Raw genomic sequence first — 21,237 nt, forward strand, 5'->3', positions numbered from 1 at the left:
GCGAACTCCCCGTCCGTGCACGGCCAATACCCGTGACAACCCGTACTCATCAATGAGTACGGGTTGGCGCTCAGCTAGACGCTAGTCACTCCGCGCGACGATCGCCCCGTGAATCTCGATATCCAACCGGCGCTCCTGCGGCGGCAGTTCTACCTCCGCTCACCCCGAACCGTCAGTGCCGCAAGGGGTTTCACACGTGACACCCTCCACGCCTGGGGCGTCACGTCGCGTGAGGACGACATGTTGCTCTGCGTGAGCGAGCTCGCCGCCAACGCCCTCCTCCACGGCGCCCCGCCCGGCCGCGGCTACCTGCTCCGCCTCCTCCGTACCGAGCACCTCGTACACGTAGAGGTCCACGACAGCGGCGGCGGGCAGCCCACCCTTCGACACCCGGACCGGGACGGCGGCCGGGGCCTTCTCCTCGTCGAAGTGGTTGCCGATCTCTGGGGCGTGAGTGAGCGGCGGCCTGGCAAGGTGGTGTGGTGCGAGTTCCGAACTAGCCTTGCTGACATGCACAGTTGGGGGAGACGTGCTCACGTACCAGGAAGTGATGACCACGAACTTCGGCCTGCTCGCGACCGCGGCGACCGCGTGGGACGCGATGGCCGGTGAACTGAAGAAGGTCGAGGACCGGTACGCCGGGAGCGTCCAGAAGGTCACCATGGGTCCGTCCTTCGGCCAGAACTGGCTCGGTCTCAGTGCCGGGGTGGCGCAGAACAACTTCGCCACCACCCGCCGCGAGTACGCCGCCGCCCAGACCGAGGCGAAGGCGGTCGCCGCGCTCCTGCGCGACGCCCACGCAGGGTTCGTGGATCTGAAGAAGAAGGTCGAGTCGGCCCGCAAGGACGCCGTCGACGCCGGCATGGCGGTGTCCACGGCCGGGCGGGCCACCTTCGACTTCACCCGGGTCGAGGACCCCGCCCAGGCTCGCATCCTGCGCCGCGACCCCGGGATGCGGGAGGCGGAGGACTCGTGGACCGCGCACATCGCGGAGGCGGTGCATGCGGTGGACGAGTTCGACAAGGCCATCAGGCAGGCGCTCCAGGCCGTGGTGGTCGACTCCAACCCCTTAGACGGGACGATGGGCGGCTTCAACGCCACCGCCAAGCCGGTGATCCCGCCGACCGGATCGGCGCGCAGCGAGCAGAAGTTCACCGAGGCCGAGAAGTGGATCTTCGACGAGATGAAGCGGAACGTGGACTCCGACACCGTCCACCAGCTGCAGGCCCTGCTGCGCGAGCCGCAGTGGTACGACTTCGGGCGCAACTACGGCAGCGACATCAACGCGGCGCTCGTGATGTGGGGCCTGAAGGTGGCCCCCGGCCAGGACTGGGACCACAAGCCCCAGCTCCAGGAGCACTTCGACCTCCAGACGAAGAACGACTACTTCTTCAAGCAGCCGGGCCAGAACCGGGAGGTGTTCTACGACATCTACTCCAACATCCACTACGGGTACATCGGCCGGGCCGCCGGATTCGACCCGGACACCCTGATCAAGGGCGCCTCGCTGGGGGAGACCCTGCTGACGGGTGACGACGACCAGGGCGACCAGATCACCATGAGGATCGGAATGGACCTGTACGACAAGTACGGCAAGAACATGACGGAAGACCAGCTCAAGCAGGGGATCGAGGACGCCATGGACCGGATGGAGCAGGCGAAGCGGGAGGGCAAGGACGTCCCGCAGATCAGGACCACCCCGTGACGCGCGGACAGCTGGGCTGCCTGATCGCCCCACTGGCCGGTCTGGGCACGGGCGTGCTCGGCGCGGTGCTGCTCAATGCCGCCTGGCGGGCCTGCGACGTCGGCGTGAACGGGGCCGCCAACGGCCTCGCGCTGCTCTTCTACGGGGCGCTGCTCGCGCTCCTCGCGACGGCCTGGTGGGGCGTGCTCGTCGCGTACGTCGGCCGCTGGAACCTGACCGCCGCCCTCCTCGGCGGCCTGGCCGGGGCGGCGGTCATGGTCTGGATCTTCGTGGCCATCCTCCAGGTCCCCGACGGGTACCGCTGCTAGTGCTGTGACACCGGGGCGGCTGCCGCGGCGGGCGGGGGCGCGGCAGCGAGTGCCGCGCAGGTGTGCTGGTACAGCTTGATGGCCTGCTGGCAGAGGAGCGCGTACTCGCGCAGCGCGGCCTGACGTTCCTCACGCCGGCCTGCCTGCTCGGCGCTCCGGACCTTGGCGGACGCCAGGTTGAGGGCTGCCACCTCCTGCCTGAGGTTCCAGAGGGAACCCGTGAGAATGCGGGTGCCCGCTGCGGAAGCACGTTTGTCGTGGTCCGCGATGGGCGCCTGGAGCCTGTTCAGCTCCCCGGCCAGATGGGTTTGCCAGGAGTCGAGGAATCGGAACAGGCTGCCCGGCGCGAAGTCCTGCAGCCCCTGCTCCCGGTCCAGCACGTTGTACGCGACCCCGAAGTTGTGTGCCATATCGAGCACTTCGTGCAGCGTGTGGTAACCCCATGTGACCGTGTGGTCGTAGTCGAGGCGCCAGAAGGCGAAGAGGGCCCACGCGGCGGCGCTGAGCTCGACAGGGTTGGCGCCGGCAGCCGAGCCGAAGTTCATGATGCGCGAGGTCGTCTCCGACTGGCCCACCCAGACGGGGACGTTGTTCGCCCGGGCCAGTGCCGTCGTGGGGTCCTTCTCGTCCCGGGTGATGAAACCGACGCCGCGGTCGACGTGCATTCCCTTGCTGAACACCGCCTCGGCCCGGCGGCCGTCCGGGGTGATCTTCGAGGTGCCCACCTTTCCTTCCTTGGCCGGGGCGGCGAGGATGTTGCTGCCCGCGGTCTGCGTACCGTGGCGGGCGGCCAGGAAGTACTCCATCACGTCGTGCAGGACCACGATCTTGTCGCGCATGTCGTGCTTTTCCGGGTGCTTCAGCACGGCGAGCATGTTGCCGTTGATCCCGGTCTTGGCCGCAGGGTTGACCGCGGCGGCGGTGATGTCGAAGTGGGTGCGGTAGGTGCCGTACTCCTTCTGGTTCACGAGACCGGTTTGAAGCTCCTCGATGATCTGCTGGTATCTGCCCGGCTGGAGCGGCTGGTTGGCGAGCCCGGTGATCCAGCTGAGGACCTTCGCCAGAAGAGCGTCGAGACCGACGCCGATCTCGTCGTTGCTCTTCACGTACTGGGCGAGTTCCTTCTCGCGGTGGCGCCCCGGCTTCTGGCGCACCCAGCCCAACAGGCTCGCGTAGAGCTGGCCGACCTCGGGAAAGCTGTGGTTGCGAATCTTGCGTCCGTACACCTGATGGTGCTTGCTCGGGCCGCCCACGGCGTTCTTCTCGCCCACCCCCTGATCGTCGACCCACTTCACCAGTTGCTGCTTCATCGCCGTCTGGTGCGTGTGAAACTCGGTCCGCCTCCAGGCCGGCTCGTTCTGGACGAACGTCTCGATCTCCTTCCACAACGGCGCAGGGTCCTTCTCGTGCGCCTGCTGGTGGGCGTTGGAGTACATCCGGCCCTTCACCACCACGGCACGCTGCACCGGGGCCGCCGCTTGCGGCGCTTCGGGGACGACGGAACGCCGGACATCGGAGGACGGCGAAGGCGGGGCCGGACGGCTCATCACGGCCCGGGCGTTGGACTCGGCCGCGCGCTCGAAGTGGTCCGAGGGGTCGCTGACGCGCAGGCCCGCACCGTTGTCGGCGCCGGAGACGGACCCCTGGCGCTGCTGGATGACGTGGGTGAGCTCGTGGGCGAGTGTGTGCTTGTCACCCCCGCCCTCTCCGATGACCACGTGGCTGCCCGACGTGTAGGCACGAGCGCCCAACTCGGCGGCGGACTGCTTCGCCGCGCCGTCCGTGTGGAGGCGAACGTCCGAGAAGTCGGCACCCAGACGAGATTCCATCTCGGACCGGGTGGCGTCGGCCAACGGGTGCCCGGGCCCTTTCAAGACGTCGTGGGTGACGGAACGTTGCACCACGGCGGCCTCCGCCTGGTGACCGCAGCCGTCGCTGTGCTGGTGCTGGTCTTGAGCCCACGCATGGCCGGCCCGGCGGAGCATCTGGATGACGGCGCCGTTGCCCGCCGTGCCCTGCAGCCCCAGCAACCCTTGATCGGTGGCGCTCACGGGAGCTGCGGGGAGGCGTTGGGGCATGGGGTCGCGCTTGACTATGGAGTTCTCTTCCCTGTCGGAGCCCATTGTTCCGTCGTCACCTCGCGCTACTCGCATGTCTGTGACGCTACGGAAATCCGCAGGTACTCAGCCGGTTCGGGGCACGGACGTAAGGGTTTCGTCACCAGTCTGGATATGGCGCCTCCTGCCTCCGCCGCGTTGAATGCGTGTGATGGCCCGCGAGGGAGGGGCATGACGGTGCGAAACGCGAGGCGGCGAGGCCGCCCCGTGCTATCCGGCCCCGGGGCCCGCCCGCCGCTCCACCCGGGCCTGGAGGCGGGTCATCGCGCGGGTCAGTTCCCCGGATGCCCCGAAGGGGACGATCGCCGCGTGCCCGGGAACCCGTACGCCGCCCGTCAGGGCCACGCGGGTGCCGCCGCCCGGCTCGGGGGCGGCCGCCATGCCGATGATCAGGAAGCGGCTCTGCAGCCAGCACCAGCCCGGGCGCAGGGCCCCCCGGAAGTGGGCGCGGAATCCGTACTTGCTGCGGGCCAGCGCCTCCACCCGGTCGCCGGCCACCCGCAGGACGCGGATCTCGCGCATGTCCGGCTGGAACCGGCCGAACTCGCCCTCCAGGTCGCCCATCACCGCCCAGACGGTGTCCAGGGGGGCGGGGAGGACCTGTTCGGCGATCCGGGCGCCCCGGACGCCCGCCGCCATGATCCGCAGGCGGTTCACCTCGTCGAGTGCGTACGTCATGCGGACCATGCCCTTCGGAAGCTCGTACGGGCCCGGTGCAGCCGGGACTTGGCGGTGCCCGGCGGGACGCCGAGGAGCGCGGCCGCGGACTCCTCGTCGAGGCCCTCCACGTCCCGCAGCACCAGGACCGCCCGGTGGTCGGGCGAGAGGCGGGCCAGGACGTCGTCGATGTCGGCGGCGAGCTCGGGGTCCCCGGGGCCGGGGAGGTCGGCGAGTTCGGCGGGGCGGGCGCGGGCCGCACGGCGGGCGACGCGGACCGCCTCGCGGACCGCGATGGCGCGGACCCATCCGTACAGGGTCTGCGGATCGCGCAGGCCCCGCAGAGCGCGGAAGACCGCCACCAGGGCTTCCTGGCAGGCGTCGGGGCCGTCCGCGAGGGCGATGGGGGTGCAGATGCGGGCGACGTACGGGGTGAGGTGGTCGAGCAGGTCGTGCATGGCGAGTGTGTCGCCGGCGCGGGCGGCCCGGGCGAGGGCGACGCCGCGGTCGTGTTCGGCGGGGGTCACCGGGCGCGGGCCAGCCGGGCGGCCGCCCAGCCGAAGCCGAGGCAGGCGGGCGTGTAGAGGACGAGGTTCAGCCGGTGGAAGGGGCCGGGCGGGCTGTCGAGGAGACCGGCCGCCCATCCCAGGCCCGCGAGGCCCCGTACGGCCAGACCGGCCGCGACGGCCGCGGTGACCGCCCGCGTGACGCGTCCGCCGCGCCCGTACGCGTGACCGAGGACGGCGGCGGCCCCGCCCAGGGTGAGCGCCGCCAGCGGGAGGACGACGGACGGCGCGAAGGAGACCTCCGTGCCGAGGACGGCGAGGGACAGGCCGCGCTCGCTCGCCGCGGGCCAGGTGCGGCCGGTGGCCCAGTACAGGTGCACCACCCCGTCCGCGGCCAGCAGCCCGGCCAGCGCGACTCCCGTACGGCGTCGCGATGTGTCCCTCATGAGTGCCCCCTCGGTGTCGAGAACCAACACCCCGAAGAGGAGGCGGACATGGAGAACGTTCCCTGTGCGCCGCGTCACATCCGTTTCAGAGCCTGATACCGCCGGTGCGCCGATGCCCGCGTACCGGCCGTGCGCCCCGCGAACAGGGTCAGAGGCGCTCGGGGGTGCGGATGCCCAGCAGGGACATGCCCTTCGTGAGCGTGCGGGCGGTCAGGTCGCACAGGAACAGGCGGTTCTCGCCGACGACGAGCTCCGGCTCCGGCTTCACGACCGGGCATTCGGTGTAGAACGTGGTGAACAGCGAGGACAGCTGGTACAGGTACGCGGCCACCTTGTGCGGGGCCTGCTCCGCGGCCGCCTCCGCGATCAGCTCGCCGAACTGGTCCAGGTGCAGGCCCAGCGCGCGCTCGGCCGGGGCCAGCTCCAGCTCCGGGTGCGCGACCGGGGAACGGTCGCCCGCGTTGCGCAGGATGGACCGGATCCGGGCGTACGCGTACTGGAGGTACACGGACGTGTCACCGGTCAGCGAGACCATCTGGTCCAGGTCGAACTTGTAGTCGCGCGCGGCGGAGGTGGAGAGGTCCGCGTACTTGACCGCGCCGATGCCGACCTGGAGGCCGTTCTCGACGATCTCCTGCTCGCTGAGGAAGCCACGGTCCTTGTCCTTCTCCCGGACCACGGAGGTCGCCCGCTCCACCGCCTCGTCCAGCAGGTCCACCAGCCGGACCGTCTCGCCCTCACGGGTCTTGAACGGCTTGCCGTCCTTGCCGAGGACCGTGCCGAAGGCCAGCTGCACGGCCTTGACCTCGTCGTTCAGCCAGCCCGCGCGGCGGGCCGTCTCGAAGACCATCTTGAAGTGGAGCGACTGGCGGGCGTCGACCACGTAGAGGAGGGTGTCCGCCTTCAGGTTGCCCACGCGGTCCCGGATCGCCGACAGGTCGGTCGCGGCGTAGCCGAAGCCGCCGTCCGACTTCTGGACGATCAGCGGGGTCGGGTTGCCGTCCGGGCCCTTGTACTCGTCGAAGAACACGCACAGTGCGCCGTTGGAGCGGACGGCGACGCCCGAGTCCTCCAGCAGCTTGCACGTCTCGACCAGCATGTCGTTGTAGCCGGACTCGCCGACGACGTCCGGGTCCTGGATGTCCATGTCCAGCTTGTCGAAGACGGAGTAGAAGTAGATCTTCGACTCGTCGACGAACCGCTGCCACATGGCGAGGGTCTGCTCGTCGCCCGCCTGGAGGTCGACCACCCGGGCCCGGGCGCGCGTCTTGAACTCCTCGTCGGAGTCGAAGAGCGCGCGCGAGGCCTTGTAGAGGCGGTTGAGGTTGGACATGGCCTCCGCGCCGGAGACCTCCGTGTCGCCCTCGGCCTTGTGGTCCAGCTCGTGCGGGTGCTCGATCAGGTACTGGATGAGCATGCCGAACTGGGTGCCCCAGTCGCCGATGTGATGGCGCCGGACCACCTTCTCGCCCGTGAACTCCAGGATCTCGACCATCGCGGCGCCGATCACGGCGGACCGCAGGTGACCGACGTGCATCTCCTTCGCGACGTTCGGCTGCGCGTAGTCGATGACCGTCGTGCCCGCGTTCGCGGCGTACGGGACACCGAGGCGGTCGTCGCCGGCGCGAGCGGCGAGGGTCTCGATGATCGCCCGGTCGGAGACGGTGATGTTGAGGAAGCCGGGGCCCGAGACCTCGATGTCCTTGATCAGGTCACCGGTCGGGATGGACCCGACCACCGTCGTCGCCAGCTCACGCGGATTGGCCTTGGCCTTCTTCGCGAGCGCCAGGATGCCGTTGGCCTGGAAGTCGGCCCGGTCGCTTCGTCGCAGCATGGCGTCGGCGCCACCGGCCTCCGGCAGGGCCGAGGCGATGGCGTCCGCGACGCGCTGATCGACGGAAGAAGCGAGGGAAGGGACCGAGGCCATGAGCTGCCGTTCCTGTGAGGTCGTGCCTGAAGGTGCACTTGGTTGTTCCGACAAGCCCCGAGTATCCCACGAGGGGCCGTCTCGTTTCCCGAGATAAAGGGGGCCCGCGGGCAACCCCGGAGTGTCCCGTTCCGTCTGGGAGAATGGCTGACAGCCAGCATTCGAGATAGAAGGACGTGTCGTGGCTCAGAGCGCCCAGAGCAGCACCGAGACCGACTGGGTCTCCCGTTTCGCGGACGAGGTCATCGCCGAGGCGGAGCGCCGAGCCCCGGGCAAAGCCGTCGTCGTCGCGTCCGGACTCTCCCCCTCCGGCCCGATCCACCTGGGCAACCTCCGCGAGGTCATGACCCCGCACCTGGTCGCCGACGAGATCCGCCGCCGCGGCATCGAGGTCCGCCACCTCATCTCCTGGGACGACTACGACCGCTACCGCAAGGTCCCGGCCGGCGTCCCCGGCATCGACGAGTCCTGGGCGCAGCACATCGGCAAGCCGCTGACCTCCGTGCCCGCCCCGGCCGGTTCCGCGTACCCGAACTGGGCCGAGCACTTCAAGGCCGCCTTCGTCGAGGCCCTGGCCGAGATGGGCGTCGAGTACGACGCGATCAGCCAGACCGAGCAGTACACGAGTGGTGCGTACCGCGAGCAGGTCCTGTTCGCGATGAAGCACCGCGGCGACATCGACGCGGTCCTCGCCCAGTACCGCACCAAGCAGAAGCCGGGCGGCAAGAAGCCCCAGCAGAAGCAGGTCGACGAGGCCGAGCTGGAGGCCGCCGAGGGCTCCGGCGCGGCCGCCGAGGACGACGGCAGCACCGGCGAGAGCGGGTACTTCCCGTACAAGCCGTACTGCGGCCAGTGCGGCAAGGACTTCACCAAGGTCACCTCGTACGACGACGAGACGACCGAGATGACCTACGTCTGCACCGAGGACGAGTACACCGAGACGGTCAAGCTCAGCGAGTTCAACCGCGGCAAGCTGGTCTGGAAGGTCGACTGGCCCATGCGCTGGGCCTTCGAGGGCGTGATCTTCGAGCCCTCGGGCGTCGACCACTCCTCGCCCGGCTCGTCCTTCCAGGTCGGCGGCCAGATCGTGCACATCTTCGGCGGCGAGCAGCCGATCGGACCGATGTACGCGTTCGTCGGCATCAGCGGCATGGCCAAGATGTCGTCCAGCAAGGGCGGGGTCCCGACCCCGGCCGACGCGCTGAAGATCATGGAGCCGCAGCTGCTGCGCTGGCTGTACGCGCGCCGCCGCCCCAACCAGTCCTTCAAGATCGCCTTCGACCAGGAGATCCAGCGGCTCTACGACGAGTGGGACAAGCTGGAGTCCAAGGTCGCCGACGGCTCCGTGCTGCCGGCCGATGCCGCCGCGCACACCCGTGCCGTACGGGTCGCCTCGCACGAGCTGCCGCGCACCCCGCGGCCGCTGCCGTACCGCACGCTCGCCTCGGTCGTGGACATCACCGCCGGGCACGACGAGCAGACCCTGCGGATCCTGGCCGACCTGGACCCGTCGCAGCCGCTGACCTCGCTGGACGAAGTACGGCCGCGGCTGGACCGCGCCGAGAACTGGATCACCACCCAGGTCCCGGCCGACCAGCGGACGCTGGTGCGCGAGGACGCCGACACCGAGCTGCTGGGGTCCCTGGACGCCGAGGGCCGCGAGTCGCTGCGGCTGCTGGTGGACGGGCTCGACTCGCACTGGTCGCTCGACGGGCTGACCACGCTCGTCTACGGCGTGCCGAAGGTGATGGCGGGGCTGGAACCGGACGCGAAGCCGACGCCGGAGCTGAAGGTCGCGCAGCGCACGTTCTTCGCGCTGCTGTACCGGCTGCTCGTGACCCGGGAGACCGGGCCGCGCCTGCCCACGCTGCTCCTCGCCGTGGGCGCGGACCGGGTGCGCAAGCTGCTGGCCGCCTGAGCCGTTCGCAGGTAAACGGAAGGGCCCGCACCCCGAGGGGGTGCGGGCCCTTCCGCATACGGACGTGCTGCCTCTGCCTAGGCGATGTGCTCGCTCTCCAGCTCGCGCTGGTAGCGGAGCTTCAGGCCCGGCATGAGCTTGCGGATCATCGAGGAGCTGCGCGGGTGGTCGATCCCGTGACGGTCCGAGAGGTGTATGTCCACCTGCTCCGGGGTCGGGAAGTCCGAGTGCTCGTCGAGGTACGAGCGGAACACCTCGTAAGCCGCCTCGTTGAACTTGGCCTGGTCGAAGCCGGCGGCAGCGTCGGCGGCGGCGTCGGCTTCGGCGTCATCGGCGGTGGCCGGCGGTACGGGGGGCTGCTCCTGCTGCGGAACGTCCTCGTCCGGGCCGGTCGGGGGCATGACCGGGGTCGGCTCCAGGCCCTCGACGTACTGGGGGTTGTACCCGCCCTCGTACGCGGCCTGCGGGGCCAGGGGAGCGGCGAACCAGGCGCTGTCGTGGGCGGCGGGCATGGCCGTCGGGTCGACCGCGAAGGGGAGCGGGGTGTGGCCCTGCGGGGCTGCTCCCGTACCCGCCCCTTCCCGAACCTGGGGCTCCGCCACGGACCCCGGGTACGCGGCGCCCGGCAGACCCGGCTGGCCCACGAGGCCCGCGGCCGCGCCGGACACGCCCGGCTGCCCCGGGATGCCTGCGGCTGCGCCGGCAAGACCTGCGTGGCCCTCGGCTCCGCCGGGCAGGCCGGGCTGACCCGCCATCGCCGGCTGACCCGCCTGGACCGGGCCCGCGGCTATGCCGGGCATGCCCGGCTGGCCCGGAATGCCTGCGGCCTGCCGGCCCCCGGCTGCGCCCGCCAGGCCCACCTGACCCGGGATGCCCGCGACCGCGCCGGGCAGGGCCGCGTGGACCGTGGCTTCGCCCGGCCGGCCGGCGGTCTGCGCGGCCAGGCCTGCTTCCAGGGCCGGAGCCGAGGGCGCCGCCACCGCCGCCACCGCCGCACCCGCCGCACCCGTAGCGATGGCCGCGGCCGCCGGGGGCAGCAGTACCGGGTCGATGCCCGCCGCCGCCAGGCCCTCAGGGGCCGTCTGGGAGAGGGGGACGCCGATGCGGGCCAGCCGGAGCGGCATCAGGGCTTCCACCGGGGCCTTGCGGCGCCATGCGCGCCCGTACCGGGCCTGGAGCCGCGCCTGGTAGATCAGCCGGTCCTGCTCCATGCCGACGGCCTGCTCGTACGACCGCAGCTCCCACAGCTTCATCCGGCGCCACAGCTTGAAGGTCGGCAGCGGCGACAGGAGCCAGCGCGTGATGCGGACGCCCTCCATGTGCCGGTCCGCGGTGATGTCCGCGATCCGGCCCACCGCGTGCCGGGCCGCCTCCACCGTGACCACGAACAGGATCGGGATCACTGCGTGCATGCCCACGCCCAGCGGGTCCGGCCAGGCCGCCGCGCCGTTGAACGCGATCGTCGCCGCGGTCAGCAGCCACGCCGTCTGGCGCAGCAGCGGGAACGGGATCCGGATCCACGTGAGCAGCAGGTCCAGTGCCAGCAGCACGCAGATGCCCATGTCGATGCCGATCGGGAACACCAGCGAGAAGTTCCCGAAACCCTTCTGCAGGGCGAGCGCGCGCACGGCGGCGTACGAACCGGCGAAACCGATCCCCGCGATGACCACGGCTCCTGCGACCACGACGCCGATGAGTATCCGGTGCGTACGAGTCAGCTGCATCGCGGCCACCCGCGATCCCCTCCCCTTGTCGAGCTACGGCAGGCACAGCGTACGGGTGACCGCACAGGTGACTGAATGTCAGCCTCCCGTTAAGCGCCCGCCACGCCGCCCGGACCCGCCGGCGCCTACTGCGCGGAGGGAGAAGCCTGCTGCTCAGGCTGCTGCGACGGCTGCTGCGACGGAGGCTGCTGCTGGTTGGCGGCGGCGACCGAGGCCACCGTCTCCTTCGCCGCGGCGATCGCGTTCTCCAGCAGCTTGGCCTGATCCGGAGCGCCGGCACCCTCGTACGCCGCACCGTTGTAGTCGAGCGTGATCACCACGTTCTGCGTGCGCGCCACGATCGTCGTGTTGAAGAAGTCCACGTCCTTCTTCACGCCGTACACGACCGACGACGCCTGGTCGCCGATCCCGCTCGCCTGCTCGACCTTCACGTTCTGCGCGCCCTCGGCCGCCTTCGCGGTCGCGACCTGCTTGTTGTACTGGTCCTCGGCGCGCTTGTTCGCACCGCCGAGCGAGGAGTGCGACTCGTAGCGGACCAGGGAGATCGACAGCCAGCGGTACTGCGAGCCCTTCAGTCCGTCCTCGTCCAGGCCGTTCCAGGAGCAGCTGGCACGGGAGGTCAGGTCGTTCGACTTGGTCGCGGTGCCGTTCTTGTCCTTCGCCTCCGGGACGAGGGTCTCAAGGGTCTTCGCCTGGATCGACTTGCACGGGTCGGGCAGCGTCGCGAACGCGGCCTTCTCCAGCGCGGCCGAGGCCTTGCCGCTCGGCTTGGCGGAGGAGGAGGACGCGCCGGGCTTCTTGTCGCCGCCCGAAGCGGAGTCCTTGCCCGAGTCGGACGAGCAGCCGGCGACGGTGAGGATCACCGGGACGGCTGCGCAGGCGAGAACGCGAGTGAGGCGCGAGGCAGATCGGTGCATGGTTCCTTCAGTCAGTACGTTGTGGGGCGCGTTCTGTGGACGCGGTGCGGGCTCGGTTCGGGTTCGGTTCGGGTTCGGCGGGCGGGCGCGGGACCCGAACAACGGTAGCCCGACCCGGCGCGCGCCTGCTGTGCGCGCCGTCACGCCGAGCCCCGCGCGCCCCCGCTCACTCGTTGAAACGCTCGACGAGGGCCTGCGTCAACTGCCGTGCCTTGTCCTGGGTTTCGGGGCTCGACGGCACCGTACCGGGCAGTGCGGGCTGCACGCTGTACTCCACCGTGACGATGACGTTCGAGGTACGGAACACAATCCGCACCGTCCGCGCCTGCGCCGCGCTCGCGCCGGCCGCGCTCAGCTTGTCCTCGATGTACGCCTCGGTCCCGAGCCCTTCGAGCACGCGGGACCCGAGCTCGGGCGGCGGCGCGGAAGGGCTCCCGGCGCCGGGGGAGGGCGACTGCCCGGCGGGCGGCGGGGGAGCGCTGGCGGCCGGAGGGGCGCTGGAGCTCGTACCCGTACTCGGCGTGGGGCTCGTGGTGGGGCCGGGGAACGGCAGGTGCGCGTCCGTCAGCCGGCGCACGTACACCTGGTGCGCCTTGTCGTCGTCGCTCATGAGCGTCCGGTCGTACGAGACCACGCGCTCGAAGCCCACCGACAGCAGCCGGGTCTCCTCGGGCGTCTGCGCCGTCCAGCGGCAGCCGACGTGCCGGTCGCCGTCGTACGAGGTGTCCGCGACCCCGGCGTACAGCTGGGCGCGCTGCTGGTCGGTGAGGCTGTCCCCGGTCGGGAGCATGGCCTTGAGGCGCTTGCCGTCGGCGGCCTTGCAGGGCGCGGGCAGGCTGCGGTATTTGCCGGCCGGCGCGGGCGCGGGGCTGCTGTCGCCCGCCTTGGAATCGGTGTCGGACCCGACGCCGCTGCCGCTGGTGCACCCGGTCAGGCCGGTCGCGCCGGCCATGAGTGCGGTGAGCATCGCGATGCCCGGCAGGACCCGCCGTCGTTGCCGTACCGCCTTGCGCTGCACGTCCACTGGCTCCCTTCGACCGGCCGGCGGCCCGGCGGTCAGGAAAATGCGTTGCCGCGCTTTGGACGCGGATGAACACAATGTCTATCGCACACGCTGGTACCGGCGCCGGTCCCCTGTCTGGTTTGGGACCAAGAGCGAGGTTTTTGCTTATTCAGGGGATTGAAGTCGTATGTCGTATGTAGAGGTACCGGGAGCGAAGGTCCCGATCCGGATGTGGACCGACCCCGCGTCGGTCGAGGCGAGCGCGATGCAGCAGCTGCACAACGTCGCCGGCCTTCCCTGGATCAAGGGCCTGGCGGTCATGCCGGACGTCCACTACGGCAAGGGCGCCACGGTCGGCTCGGTGATCGCGATGAAGGACGCGGTGTGCCCGGCGGCGGTGGGGGTGGACATCGGCTGCGGCATGTCGGCGGTGAAGACGTCCCTCACGGCGAACGACCTCCCGGGCGACCTCTCCCCCCTCCGCTCGAAGATCGAGCGCGCCATCCCGGTGGGCGCGGGCATGCACCGCGACCCGGTGGACCCGGACCGGCTGTACGGGTTCCCGGTGGAGGGGTACGGGGGTCTGTGGGAGCGGTTCGACTACCTGGCGGACGAGGTGAAGTTCCGGCGCGAGCGGGCCGCGAAGCAGATCGGAACGCTCGGATCGGGCAATCACCACCTAGAGGTCAATCTGGACAATCAGGGTGCTGTCTGGCTGACGCTGCACTCCGGTTCGCGAGGCATCGGCAACCAGCTCGCGGAGCACCACATCGGTGTGGCGCGAAGCCTGTCGCACAACCAAGGGCTGGTGGACCGGGACTTGGCGGTCTTCCTGGCGAGCACGCCGGAGATGGCCGCGTACCGGAATGACCTGCACTGGGCGCAGGAGTACGCAATGTACAACCGCGCGATCATGATGGCGCTCGCGAAGGAAGTGCTCCGGCGTGAATTCCGCAAGGCGAAGGTGACCTTCGATACGGAGATCAGCTGCCACCACAACTACGTGGCGGAGGAGCGGTACGAGGGCATGGACATGCTGGTCACGCGTAAGGGCGCGATCCGCGCCGGTACGGGGGAGCTCGGGATCATCCCCGGCTCGATGGCGACCGGCACGTACATCGTGAAGGGCCTCGGCAACACGGCGGCCTTCAACTCGGCCTCACACGGCGCCGGCCGCCGGATGAGCCGGACGGCCGCGAAGAAGCGCTTCTCGACGCGAGACCTGGCGGAGCAGACCAAGGGTGTCGAGTGCCGCAAGGACGCGGGCGTCGTGGACGAGATTCCGGCGGCCTACAAGCCGATCGAGCAGGTCATGGAGCGGCAGCGCGACCTGGTCGAGGTCGTGGCAAAGCTCAAACAGATCATCTGCATCAAGGGCTGAGCCCTGGGTGCAGTTGTCGGGGGAATGGAAGGGCCCGGACCGAACTCGGTCCGGGCCCTTCCGCGTGGTCCCCGTGGCCGGCCGGAGGGGCTTCGCGGGGAGAGTGGGGACGGTGCGGCGTACGCTCGGCGGCAGGGGGTGGGGGCCGGCGGGAGGGGGCAGGTCCGGCCGGGCGAGTTCGCCGCCCGGTACGCGGAGGCCTTCGCCGGACTGGGCGGCGGCGGGGCCGACCCGAACGCGATGTTCGCCGCCATGATGGCGGTCAACCAGCTCCGCGAGCTCGGACTGCGGCCGGAGTCCGCCGATGCCGGCGCCCCCTGGTCCCGCCCCGCTCTCCGACTGGGCGATTGACCAGGGAAGTCGGGGCGGGGCGGGCGGTCACAGGTCGCGGTGGACCTTGGTGTTCGAGGCCTGGGCGCGGGGGCGGACCACCAGGAGGTCGATGTTGACGTGGCTGGGGCGGGTCACGGCCCAGGTGATGGTGTCGGCCACGTCGTCGGCGGTCAGGGGGGCCGCGACGCCCGCGTAGACCTTCTCGGCCTTCTCGGCGTCGCCGCGGAAGCGGGTCTTCGCGAACTCCTCGGTCTTCACCATGCCCGGGGCGATCTCGATGACGCGGACCGGCTGGCCGACGATCTCCAGGCGGAGGGTCTCGGCCAGGACGCGGGCGCCGTTCTTGGCGGCGACGTAGCCGGCGCCGCCCTCGTACGTGGAGTGGCCCGCGGTGGAGGACAGGACCACGACCGTGCCGTCGCCGGAGGCGATGAGGGCGGGGAGGAGGGCCTGGGTGAGGTTGAGGGTGCCGATGACGTTGACCTCGTACATCGTGCGCCAGTCGGCGGGGTCGCCGGTGGCGACGGGCTCGGCCCCGATGGCGCCGCCGGCGTTGTTGACCAGTACGTCGCAGCGGTCGAGGGAGGCCGCGAAGGCGTCGACGGCGGGGCGGTCGGTGACGTCGAGGGCGTGGGCGGCGGCGGAGTGGCCGACCGCCGTCAGCTCGGCGGCGAGGGCCTCGATGCGGTCCTTGCGGCGGGCGGTGAGGACGACGTGGTAGCCGGCGTCGGCGAGCTGGCGGGCGGTGGCCGCGCCGATGCCGCTGCTCGCGCCGGTGACTACGGCGGTACGGGTGGCGGCCGTGCTCATGTGCGGGCTCCTCGGTCGTTCGGTCGTTCGTACGGGTGAATACCCGCCAGCATAGGCGGGGCTCAGCGGCCGCGCGGGGCGTACATGATCACCGCCATGCCGGCGAGGCAGACGAGGGCCCCGGTGACGTCCCAGCGGTCGGGGCGGTAGCCGTCGGCGACCATGCCCCACACGAGGGAGCCGGCGACGAAGACCCCGCCGTACGCGGCGAGGACGCGGGCGAAGTCGCCCTGGGGCTGGAGGGTGGCGACGAAGCCGTAGAGGCCGAGGGCGATGACCCCGGCGCCGATCCAGGCCCAGCCCTTGTGCTCGCGTACGCCCTGCCAGACGAGCCAGGCGCCGCCGATCTCCAGGACCGCGGCGAGGGCGAACAGGGCGACGGAGCGGGCGATCAGCATGGCTCGAAGCGTACGCAGACGGGCCGCGGGCCCGGATTGCCGCCTGCCGGTTGGCCGAGGGGCTCGCCCTCGTTCGTGTGATGGTCCGACCGGGCGGGGGCGGTGCTGGCTAGCCTCCGCGCGTGGAGGTGGTGGCGGTGCGCCGTTGTGCCGTACGGAGTGTGGTGGTGGCGGGCTTGCTGGTGCTCGGGGTCTCCGGGGTGTCCGGAGTGTCCGGGGAGGCGGGGGCGGCCGCCCGGAGTGCTCCTGGTCCGGGTCCCGAGGCCGACGTGGCGTACCACGGGCGGGTGTCCCTGTCGCAGGGGCGGCTGCGGGTGTGGGTGGTGCCGCAGAACGAGGGGCCGGCCGCGCTGCCCAACGCGACGCTGCGGGTGCGGCTGTCGGCGGAGCTCGCGGACCGGCAGGAGCTGGCGCAGGGCTGTGCGCGGGCCGGGCTGCGCGAGGTGGTGTGCGAGACGGGCGCGCTGCCGCTGCACGGCCGGGGCCGGCACATCGGGCTGCTGCTGGAGCTGAAGGAGCCAGTGCCGGAGGTGGTGGTCCGGATCGACACGTGGTGGAACGGTGGGGCGTCCGACCGCGACCTGTCCAACAACCAGCACGCGGTGCTGGCGCTGGACACGGGCGACTCCTACGCCTTCTGACGGGCCCGTAGCCCTACGGGCTTGTAGTCCTACGGGCCTACGGCGTGGCCATGCCTACGGGGTGGCCACGCCGCCGAATTCCTCGACCGCCTCGCTGACGATCCGCTCCAGCCGGGCGTGGTGGGCGCCGCGCCAGTAGACGCGCTCGCACGCCGTGCACTGCGCGAAGACGTCGTACGAGCGCTGCGTCCCGCTTTCGAGGCGGTCCCCGACGCTGTCCTTGTCGGCCTCGCGGAGGGACCCGTTGCACGCGGTGCAGCGGGTCCACGGGGCGAGGGCGGGCGCGAACCGGCCGAGGACGTCCCGGAGTTGCTCGTCGGGGTTGTCGCTGTAGACGTACGCGCCCGCGAACAGCTCGCGGCGGCGCAGCAGTCCGCGGTCGCGGGAGAGCAGGACGCGCTGCTCGGCGGCGGAGCGGGTGGCGAGGGCGGGGTCGCCGATGTCCTCGTTCTCGTACGAGGTGTCCACGCCGAGCAGGCGCAGGCGGCGGGCGAGCGTGCCGAGGTGGACATCGAGCAGGAAGCGCAGTGGCGGGGCGTCGGGGCCGCCCGGGAGGCGCTGGGGGCGCTCGACGCCGAAGACCTCGACGGACTGGCCGGCCCGGGGCACGTACGAGACGGGCACCTCGTGGCCGTCGACGAGCAGCCGGCCGACCTCGGTGAGCGGGACGCCGGCCGATTCGACGACGTGGCCGATGCTGGAGGCGCCGTCGGTGGCGGTCGGTACGCGGTCGGCGCGCCGGCTGGGCGACGCGAACAGGCGTAGTTCGGGGGCGAGGGTGAGCTGAATGCCGGGTCCGTTCACGCTGTCAGCATGCCATCGGGGGGCGGGCGGTGCGGCGGAATTACGAGGTCGCGGCGGTGGCGCCGTCGTAGGCGGTGCGGTGGGCGTCGACCTCGTCGAAGTGGTTCTCGGCCCACTGCTTCACGGAGGTGAGGAGGCAGGCCAGGCTGCTGCCGAGTCCGGTGAGGCGGTAGTCGACGCGGACGGGGACGGTGGGGGTGACGGCGCGGGTGACGAGGCCGTCGCGTTCGAGGGAGCGCAGGGTCTGGGTGAGCATCTTCTGGCTGACGCCGGGGATCTTGCGGCCGAGGTCGCTGTAGCGCATGGAGTTGTCCTCGGCCTGGGCGAGCGCGGCGACGATGAGGCCGACCCACTTGTCGCTGATCCGGGCCAGGAGCTGGCTGGTGGGGCACTCCTTGAGGAAGGCGTCGTAGGCGTGGCGGGCCTCTTCGCGGCGGGTCGCGGCGGTACGGGTGGCCATCGGGTGTCCCACTTCCGGGTCGGGTACGCACCTCCGAGTACGTACTTACGAAAGGAGAGTACCTCTCCCTAGGTTAGTGCTCAGCGGAACGCGGGAACCGAGCGAACCGAACCGAACCGAGCGCAACCGAACCGAACACAACCGGGGAGACACCATGAGCGAGAACGTGCAGACCGTACGGACCATGCGGGCGGCCGTCGTGAACGGCTTCGGCGGGCCGGAGCAGGTGGAGATCGTGCGGGTGCCGATCCCGCGGCCGGCCGCCGGCCAGGTCCGGATCCGGGTCGCGGCAGCCGGGGTGAACCCGGTGGACGGCGCGGTCCGCGTCGGCGTCTTCGGTGGCACCGGGACGCGGCTCGGGCTCGGCTGGGACGTGGCGGGCGAGATCGACGAGGTCGGCCCCGGGGTCACCGGCTGGTCGGCGGGGCAGCGGGTGGTCGGACTGCACTACGGGCCGGTCAAGCCGCTGGGCACGCACGCGGAGTACGCGGTGCTCGACGCCTCGGCGGTGGCGGCCGCTCCGGTCACCGTGGACGCCGTGGCCGCGGCCGCGCTCCCGCTCAGCGGGCTGACGGCCGCGCGGGCGGTGGGGTTGCTGGGGCTGGCTCCGGGGTCCTCGGTGCTGGTGACGGGGGCCGCGGGTGTGGTCGGCGGGCTCGCGGTGCAGCTCGCGGTACGGGCGGGGCTGGTGGTGACGGCCCTGGCGGGGGAGCCGGACGAGGAGCTCGTACGGTCGCTGGGCGCGACGGAGTTCGTCCCGCGCGGCTCGGCTCCGGCCGGGCCGGTGGACGGGGTCGTGGACGCGGCCGTACTGGGGGAGCCGGCGCTGGGCTTCGTCCGCGACGGCGGGGTCTACGTGGGCCTGCGCCCGCACGCCGGCCCGGCCGCGGAGCGGGGGATCCGGGTGGTGGAGCAGGAGGTCGCGGCGGACGGCGCGCACCTGGCGGAGCTGGTGGGCCTGGTGGACGCGGGCGCCCTGACCCTGCGGGTCTCGCAGACCGTCCCGCTGGCGGACGCGGTGAAGGCCCACGCCCGCCTGGCGGAGCCGGGCACCCGCGGCCGCCTGGTCCTGACGACCGCCTGACGCCCGCCTGACGGCGCCCGGCCCCGGGGCCCCCACCCGCCCCCGGCCCCGGGCTCAGCCGAACAGGGCGTATCCGGTGGGGTCGCCCGGCATCTGCCAGGCGAAGCCCTGGAGGAAGAAGCAGGCGACCAGGTTGCTCGCGGCGAAGACGAGCAGCACGCCCGAGGTGACGGTCCCGGCCCGGCGCAGGGCGGGGGAGGTGAGGCCCGCGTCGAGGGGTTCGGAGTGGGGGGTCAGGAACAGCGCGGCTCCGGCGGCGATGGCGGAGGCCAGGAAGGTGATCAGGGCCCAGGTGTAGAGGTGCAGGCCGAACAGGGCGCCGGCGTAGCCCGGGTCCGGGGGCACGATGTGCATCAGGACCTGGGTGGCGGAGACGACGCTGCCGGCGAGCGCGGCGACGATGGCCCAGCCCCAGCCGGCGGCCCATTCCCCGGCGGTGACCGCGCCCTTGCGGGAGCGGACGGTGATCCAGGCCGGGCCCACCGCGCTGAGCAGGAAGAACATCCGCTGCAACAGGCACATGGGGCAGGGGTACTCCCACAGTCCGAACTGGAAGAAGTACGCGCCGGCCAGGGTGCCGCACAGGCCGATGACGTAGGCGTGGGCGAACCAGAGGCCCAGCCGGTTCGAGGTGGATGCGGTGTTCACGGGGGCTCTTCTCCTCAGAGGGCGATGTGGAAGGTGTGGTCGAGCACGTGGGGGAGGAACGCGATCACGCAGGCGATCAGCGTTCCCGTCCACAACGGCACCCGGACCCTGGCCGGCCAGGGCCGCAGCACCGCCACGACGCACAGGAAGATGAGGAGGAAGAGGAGGGTGTACATGGTGTCCCAGCTTCATCGGGGGGAACTCTTGCCTTTCGGTTCCACCCTCCGCCCGGGGGTTACGCACCGGTAGCGGGATTGCGTCTATGCACCCATAACCGCGCTTTATGGGCGCTCGGCAGCAGCCTCTGCGACCGGGGCGGCGGCCGGGGCGGCGGCCGCCCCGGCGAACGCGCCCGTCGCCAGGCCCCGTACGGTCAGGGAGGCCGCGGCGGCCCAGGCCGCCAGGAGGCAGGCGTACAGGAAGACGGCGAGCCAGCGGTACACGTCGAGGCCGGTGTGCTGGGCCAGCCCCTCCGCCCCGGTCACACAGGTGCCCACCGGGAAGGTCAGCGCCCACCAGGTCAGCGAGAACCGCATGCCGAGCCGCCGCGCCCGTACGAGCATCGCGCAGGCGAAGGCGAACCAGAGCAGCGCGAACCCCATCACCGGGACCCCGTAGATCACGGCGAACATCCGGAAGCCCTCGGCGTACGGGGACTGCACCACCCCCGGGGCGGCGTCGGCGAACTTGTTGGCGGCGGTGACCGACTGCCCCAGCGGTCCGAGGACCAGGAAGAGCGTCGGCGTCAGCGCGAGGGGCAGTCGCGGGCCGGTCACCATCCGCCCGAAGACGATGGGCAGCAGCACCAGCGTGGCCAGCATGCTCAGCCCGAACATCGTGTAGCAGCCGAGCAGCAGCGCGCGCTGCCACTGGCCGGGCGGCAGGTGCGGGATCAGCAGCGGGCCGAGCGCGGCGGAGACCATCGGGGCGACGACGGGGAGCAGCCAGACGGGTGAGGCGCTGCCGGGCCGGATCCGGTGGCTCTCGACCATCAGGTACGGGATGGCGACGGCGGCGAGCAGCCCGATGGCCGTTCCGGCGGTGAAGAGGACGGAGTCGGCGACCACGGCGGCATGGAGGCCGATGACGTCCTTGCCGATCAGCAGCGTGCCGCCGCCGACGGCGAGCAGGGCCATGGCGAGGCAGCCGTAGAAGGGGGCGACGGCCGGGTCGAGCAGATGGGCCCGCGCCTGGTCGCGGTGGCGGGCCCAGTGCAGGGCGCGGGCGGTGAGCAGGACGGCCAGCATGGCGGCGGACAGGGCCCAGAAGGCCAGGCTGAAGGTGTGCAGTCCGCGGACGCGCACGGGCAGGGCGACGCCCGCGTTGGCGACGATGGCGGTCCCCATCACGCTGGCGTACCAGTTGGGGCCGAGGTGCCGGATCAGGCTGGGGCTGACGGGGGGTCCTGGTGGGGGCGGTGGCGGGGGCGCGGCCATGTGCTCACCGTGAC

At 71.5% G+C, this 21,237-nt stretch carries 23 protein-coding genes; 8 read left to right on the plus strand and 15 right to left on the minus strand.

From position 1 onward, the window contains the following. Positions 1–108 precede the first annotated feature (108 nt). From ACIQU4_RS37905 to ACIQU4_RS37915, 3 genes are read left to right on the plus strand one after another with little or no spacing between them, the layout of a single operon-like run. Positions 109–612, plus strand: a complete 504-nt coding sequence (locus ACIQU4_RS37905; RefSeq protein WP_403741014.1) for an ATP-binding protein — start codon at positions 109–111, stop codon at positions 610–612. After that, positions 551–1,705, plus strand: coding sequence for a polymorphic toxin type 44 domain-containing protein (locus ACIQU4_RS37910; RefSeq protein ID WP_403741016.1), 1,155 nt, complete (start codon positions 551–553; stop codon positions 1,703–1,705). The genes ACIQU4_RS37905 and ACIQU4_RS37910 overlap by 62 nt, the downstream gene beginning before the upstream one ends. Continuing rightward, positions 1,702–2,013: a hypothetical protein gene (locus tag ACIQU4_RS37915; RefSeq protein ID WP_403741019.1), complete on the plus strand. Its 312-nt coding sequence runs from the start codon at positions 1,702–1,704 to the stop codon at positions 2,011–2,013. The genes ACIQU4_RS37910 and ACIQU4_RS37915 overlap by 4 nt, the downstream gene beginning before the upstream one ends. Here the strand turns inward: ACIQU4_RS37915 and ACIQU4_RS37920 are convergent. The 5 genes from ACIQU4_RS37920 to argS all read right to left on the minus strand — a co-directional run bounded on the left by ACIQU4_RS37920 (position 2,010) and on the right by argS (position 7,666). Next, entirely contained in the window at positions 2,010–4,166 is a 2,157-nt protein-coding gene (locus tag ACIQU4_RS37920; RefSeq protein ID WP_403741022.1) for a DUF4157 domain-containing protein, read from the minus strand. The genes ACIQU4_RS37915 and ACIQU4_RS37920 overlap by 4 nt on opposite strands. A gap of 174 nt (positions 4,167–4,340) precedes the next feature. Next, the gene (locus tag ACIQU4_RS37925; RefSeq protein WP_403741025.1) at positions 4,341–4,808 is read right to left on the minus strand and encodes a hypothetical protein; all 468 of its coding nucleotides are present in this window, start codon (positions 4,806–4,808) and stop codon (positions 4,341–4,343) included. Next, on the minus strand, positions 4,805–5,314 hold the full coding sequence (locus ACIQU4_RS37930) for an RNA polymerase sigma factor (RefSeq protein WP_403741028.1): 510 nt from the start codon (positions 5,312–5,314) through the stop codon (positions 4,805–4,807). The genes ACIQU4_RS37925 and ACIQU4_RS37930 overlap by 4 nt, the downstream gene beginning before the upstream one ends. Beyond that, positions 5,311–5,739: a DUF3995 domain-containing protein gene (locus tag ACIQU4_RS37935; RefSeq protein ID WP_403741031.1), complete on the minus strand. Its 429-nt coding sequence runs from the start codon at positions 5,737–5,739 to the stop codon at positions 5,311–5,313. The genes ACIQU4_RS37930 and ACIQU4_RS37935 overlap by 4 nt, the downstream gene beginning before the upstream one ends. A 148-nt stretch (positions 5,740–5,887) precedes the next feature. After that, positions 5,888–7,666 (minus strand): arginine--tRNA ligase, encoded by a 1,779-nt coding sequence (argS, locus tag ACIQU4_RS37940; RefSeq protein WP_403741034.1) that lies wholly within the window; start codon positions 7,664–7,666, stop codon positions 5,888–5,890. 181 nt (positions 7,667–7,847) lie between these two features. Between argS and lysS the strand changes: the two genes are divergently transcribed. After that, positions 7,848–9,584 (plus strand): lysine--tRNA ligase, encoded by a 1,737-nt coding sequence (lysS, locus tag ACIQU4_RS37945; protein WP_403741036.1) that lies wholly within the window; start codon positions 7,848–7,850, stop codon positions 9,582–9,584. Between the two features lie 77 nt (positions 9,585–9,661). Here the strand turns inward: lysS and ACIQU4_RS37950 are convergent, their stop codons facing one another. From ACIQU4_RS37950 to ACIQU4_RS37960, 3 genes are all read right to left on the minus strand, one after another. Next, the gene (locus ACIQU4_RS37950; protein WP_403741037.1) at positions 9,662–11,317 is read right to left on the minus strand and encodes a DUF2637 domain-containing protein; all 1,656 of its coding nucleotides are present in this window, start codon (positions 11,315–11,317) and stop codon (positions 9,662–9,664) included. Between the two features lie 116 nt (positions 11,318–11,433). Continuing rightward, positions 11,434–12,225, minus strand: coding sequence for a DUF3558 family protein (locus ACIQU4_RS37955; protein WP_403741039.1), 792 nt, complete (start codon positions 12,223–12,225; stop codon positions 11,434–11,436). A 166-nt stretch (positions 12,226–12,391) separates the two neighbouring features. Beyond that, positions 12,392–13,243, minus strand: coding sequence for a DUF3558 domain-containing protein (locus ACIQU4_RS37960; protein WP_403741041.1), 852 nt, complete (start codon positions 13,241–13,243; stop codon positions 12,392–12,394). 172 nt (positions 13,244–13,415) lie between these two features. Here ACIQU4_RS37960 and ACIQU4_RS37965 point away from each other — a divergent pair, with 172 nt between their 5' ends. Both ACIQU4_RS37965 and ACIQU4_RS37970 read left to right on the plus strand, forming a co-directional pair. After that, entirely contained in the window at positions 13,416–14,609 is a 1,194-nt protein-coding gene (locus ACIQU4_RS37965) for an RtcB family protein (protein ID WP_403741043.1), read from the plus strand. 138 nt (positions 14,610–14,747) lie between these two features. After that, positions 14,748–14,960, plus strand: a complete 213-nt coding sequence (locus tag ACIQU4_RS37970; protein WP_403741046.1) for a hypothetical protein — start codon at positions 14,748–14,750, stop codon at positions 14,958–14,960. 27 nt (positions 14,961–14,987) lie between these two features. On the opposite strand, the gene ACIQU4_RS37975 is transcribed toward ACIQU4_RS37970, so the two are convergent. Further along, positions 14,988–15,752: an SDR family NAD(P)-dependent oxidoreductase gene (locus ACIQU4_RS37975; RefSeq protein ID WP_403741049.1), complete on the minus strand. Its 765-nt coding sequence runs from the start codon at positions 15,750–15,752 to the stop codon at positions 14,988–14,990. 62 nt (positions 15,753–15,814) lie between these two features. Then, entirely contained in the window at positions 15,815–16,150 is a 336-nt protein-coding gene (locus tag ACIQU4_RS37980) for a YnfA family protein (protein ID WP_403741052.1), read from the minus strand. Positions 16,151–16,272: 122 nt separating this feature from the next. Between ACIQU4_RS37980 and ACIQU4_RS37985 the strand changes: the two genes are divergently transcribed. Continuing rightward, a complete protein-coding gene (locus ACIQU4_RS37985) occupies positions 16,273–16,791 on the plus strand; it encodes a hypothetical protein (RefSeq protein WP_403741055.1) in 519 nt (172 codons plus the stop codon). Between the two features lie 54 nt (positions 16,792–16,845). On the opposite strand, the gene ACIQU4_RS37990 is transcribed toward ACIQU4_RS37985, so the two are convergent. Both ACIQU4_RS37990 and ACIQU4_RS37995 read right to left on the minus strand, forming a co-directional pair. Further along, positions 16,846–17,595 (minus strand): Mut7-C RNAse domain-containing protein, encoded by a 750-nt coding sequence (locus tag ACIQU4_RS37990; RefSeq protein ID WP_403741059.1) that lies wholly within the window; start codon positions 17,593–17,595, stop codon positions 16,846–16,848. Positions 17,596–17,635: 40 nt separating this feature from the next. After that, on the minus strand, positions 17,636–18,055 hold the full coding sequence (locus ACIQU4_RS37995; RefSeq protein WP_403741062.1) for a winged helix-turn-helix transcriptional regulator: 420 nt from the start codon (positions 18,053–18,055) through the stop codon (positions 17,636–17,638). A gap of 184 nt (positions 18,056–18,239) precedes the next feature. On the opposite strand from ACIQU4_RS37995, the gene ACIQU4_RS38000 reads away from it, so the two are divergent. Continuing rightward, positions 18,240–19,139 (plus strand): NADP-dependent oxidoreductase, encoded by a 900-nt coding sequence (locus ACIQU4_RS38000; protein ID WP_403741186.1) that lies wholly within the window; start codon positions 18,240–18,242, stop codon positions 19,137–19,139. Between the two features lie 54 nt (positions 19,140–19,193). On the opposite strand, the gene ACIQU4_RS38005 is transcribed toward ACIQU4_RS38000, so the two are convergent. The 3 genes from ACIQU4_RS38005 to ACIQU4_RS38015 form a co-directional block, all read right to left on the minus strand. Beyond that, positions 19,194–19,787 carry a disulfide bond formation protein B gene (locus ACIQU4_RS38005; RefSeq protein ID WP_403741065.1) on the minus strand — a complete coding sequence of 198 codons (594 nt, stop codon included), beginning with the start codon at positions 19,785–19,787 and terminating at the stop codon, positions 19,194–19,196. 14 nt (positions 19,788–19,801) lie between these two features. Beyond that, a complete protein-coding gene (locus ACIQU4_RS38010; RefSeq protein ID WP_234435518.1) occupies positions 19,802–19,963 on the minus strand; it encodes a hypothetical protein in 162 nt (53 codons plus the stop codon). 105 nt (positions 19,964–20,068) lie between these two features. Continuing rightward, entirely contained in the window at positions 20,069–21,223 is a 1,155-nt protein-coding gene (locus ACIQU4_RS38015) for a TDT family transporter (protein WP_403741068.1), read from the minus strand. Positions 21,224–21,237 lie beyond the last annotated feature (14 nt).

This window comes from Streptomyces sp. NPDC090741, assembly GCF_044769045.1.
Classification (GTDB): domain Bacteria; phylum Actinomycetota; class Actinomycetes; order Streptomycetales; family Streptomycetaceae; genus Streptomyces.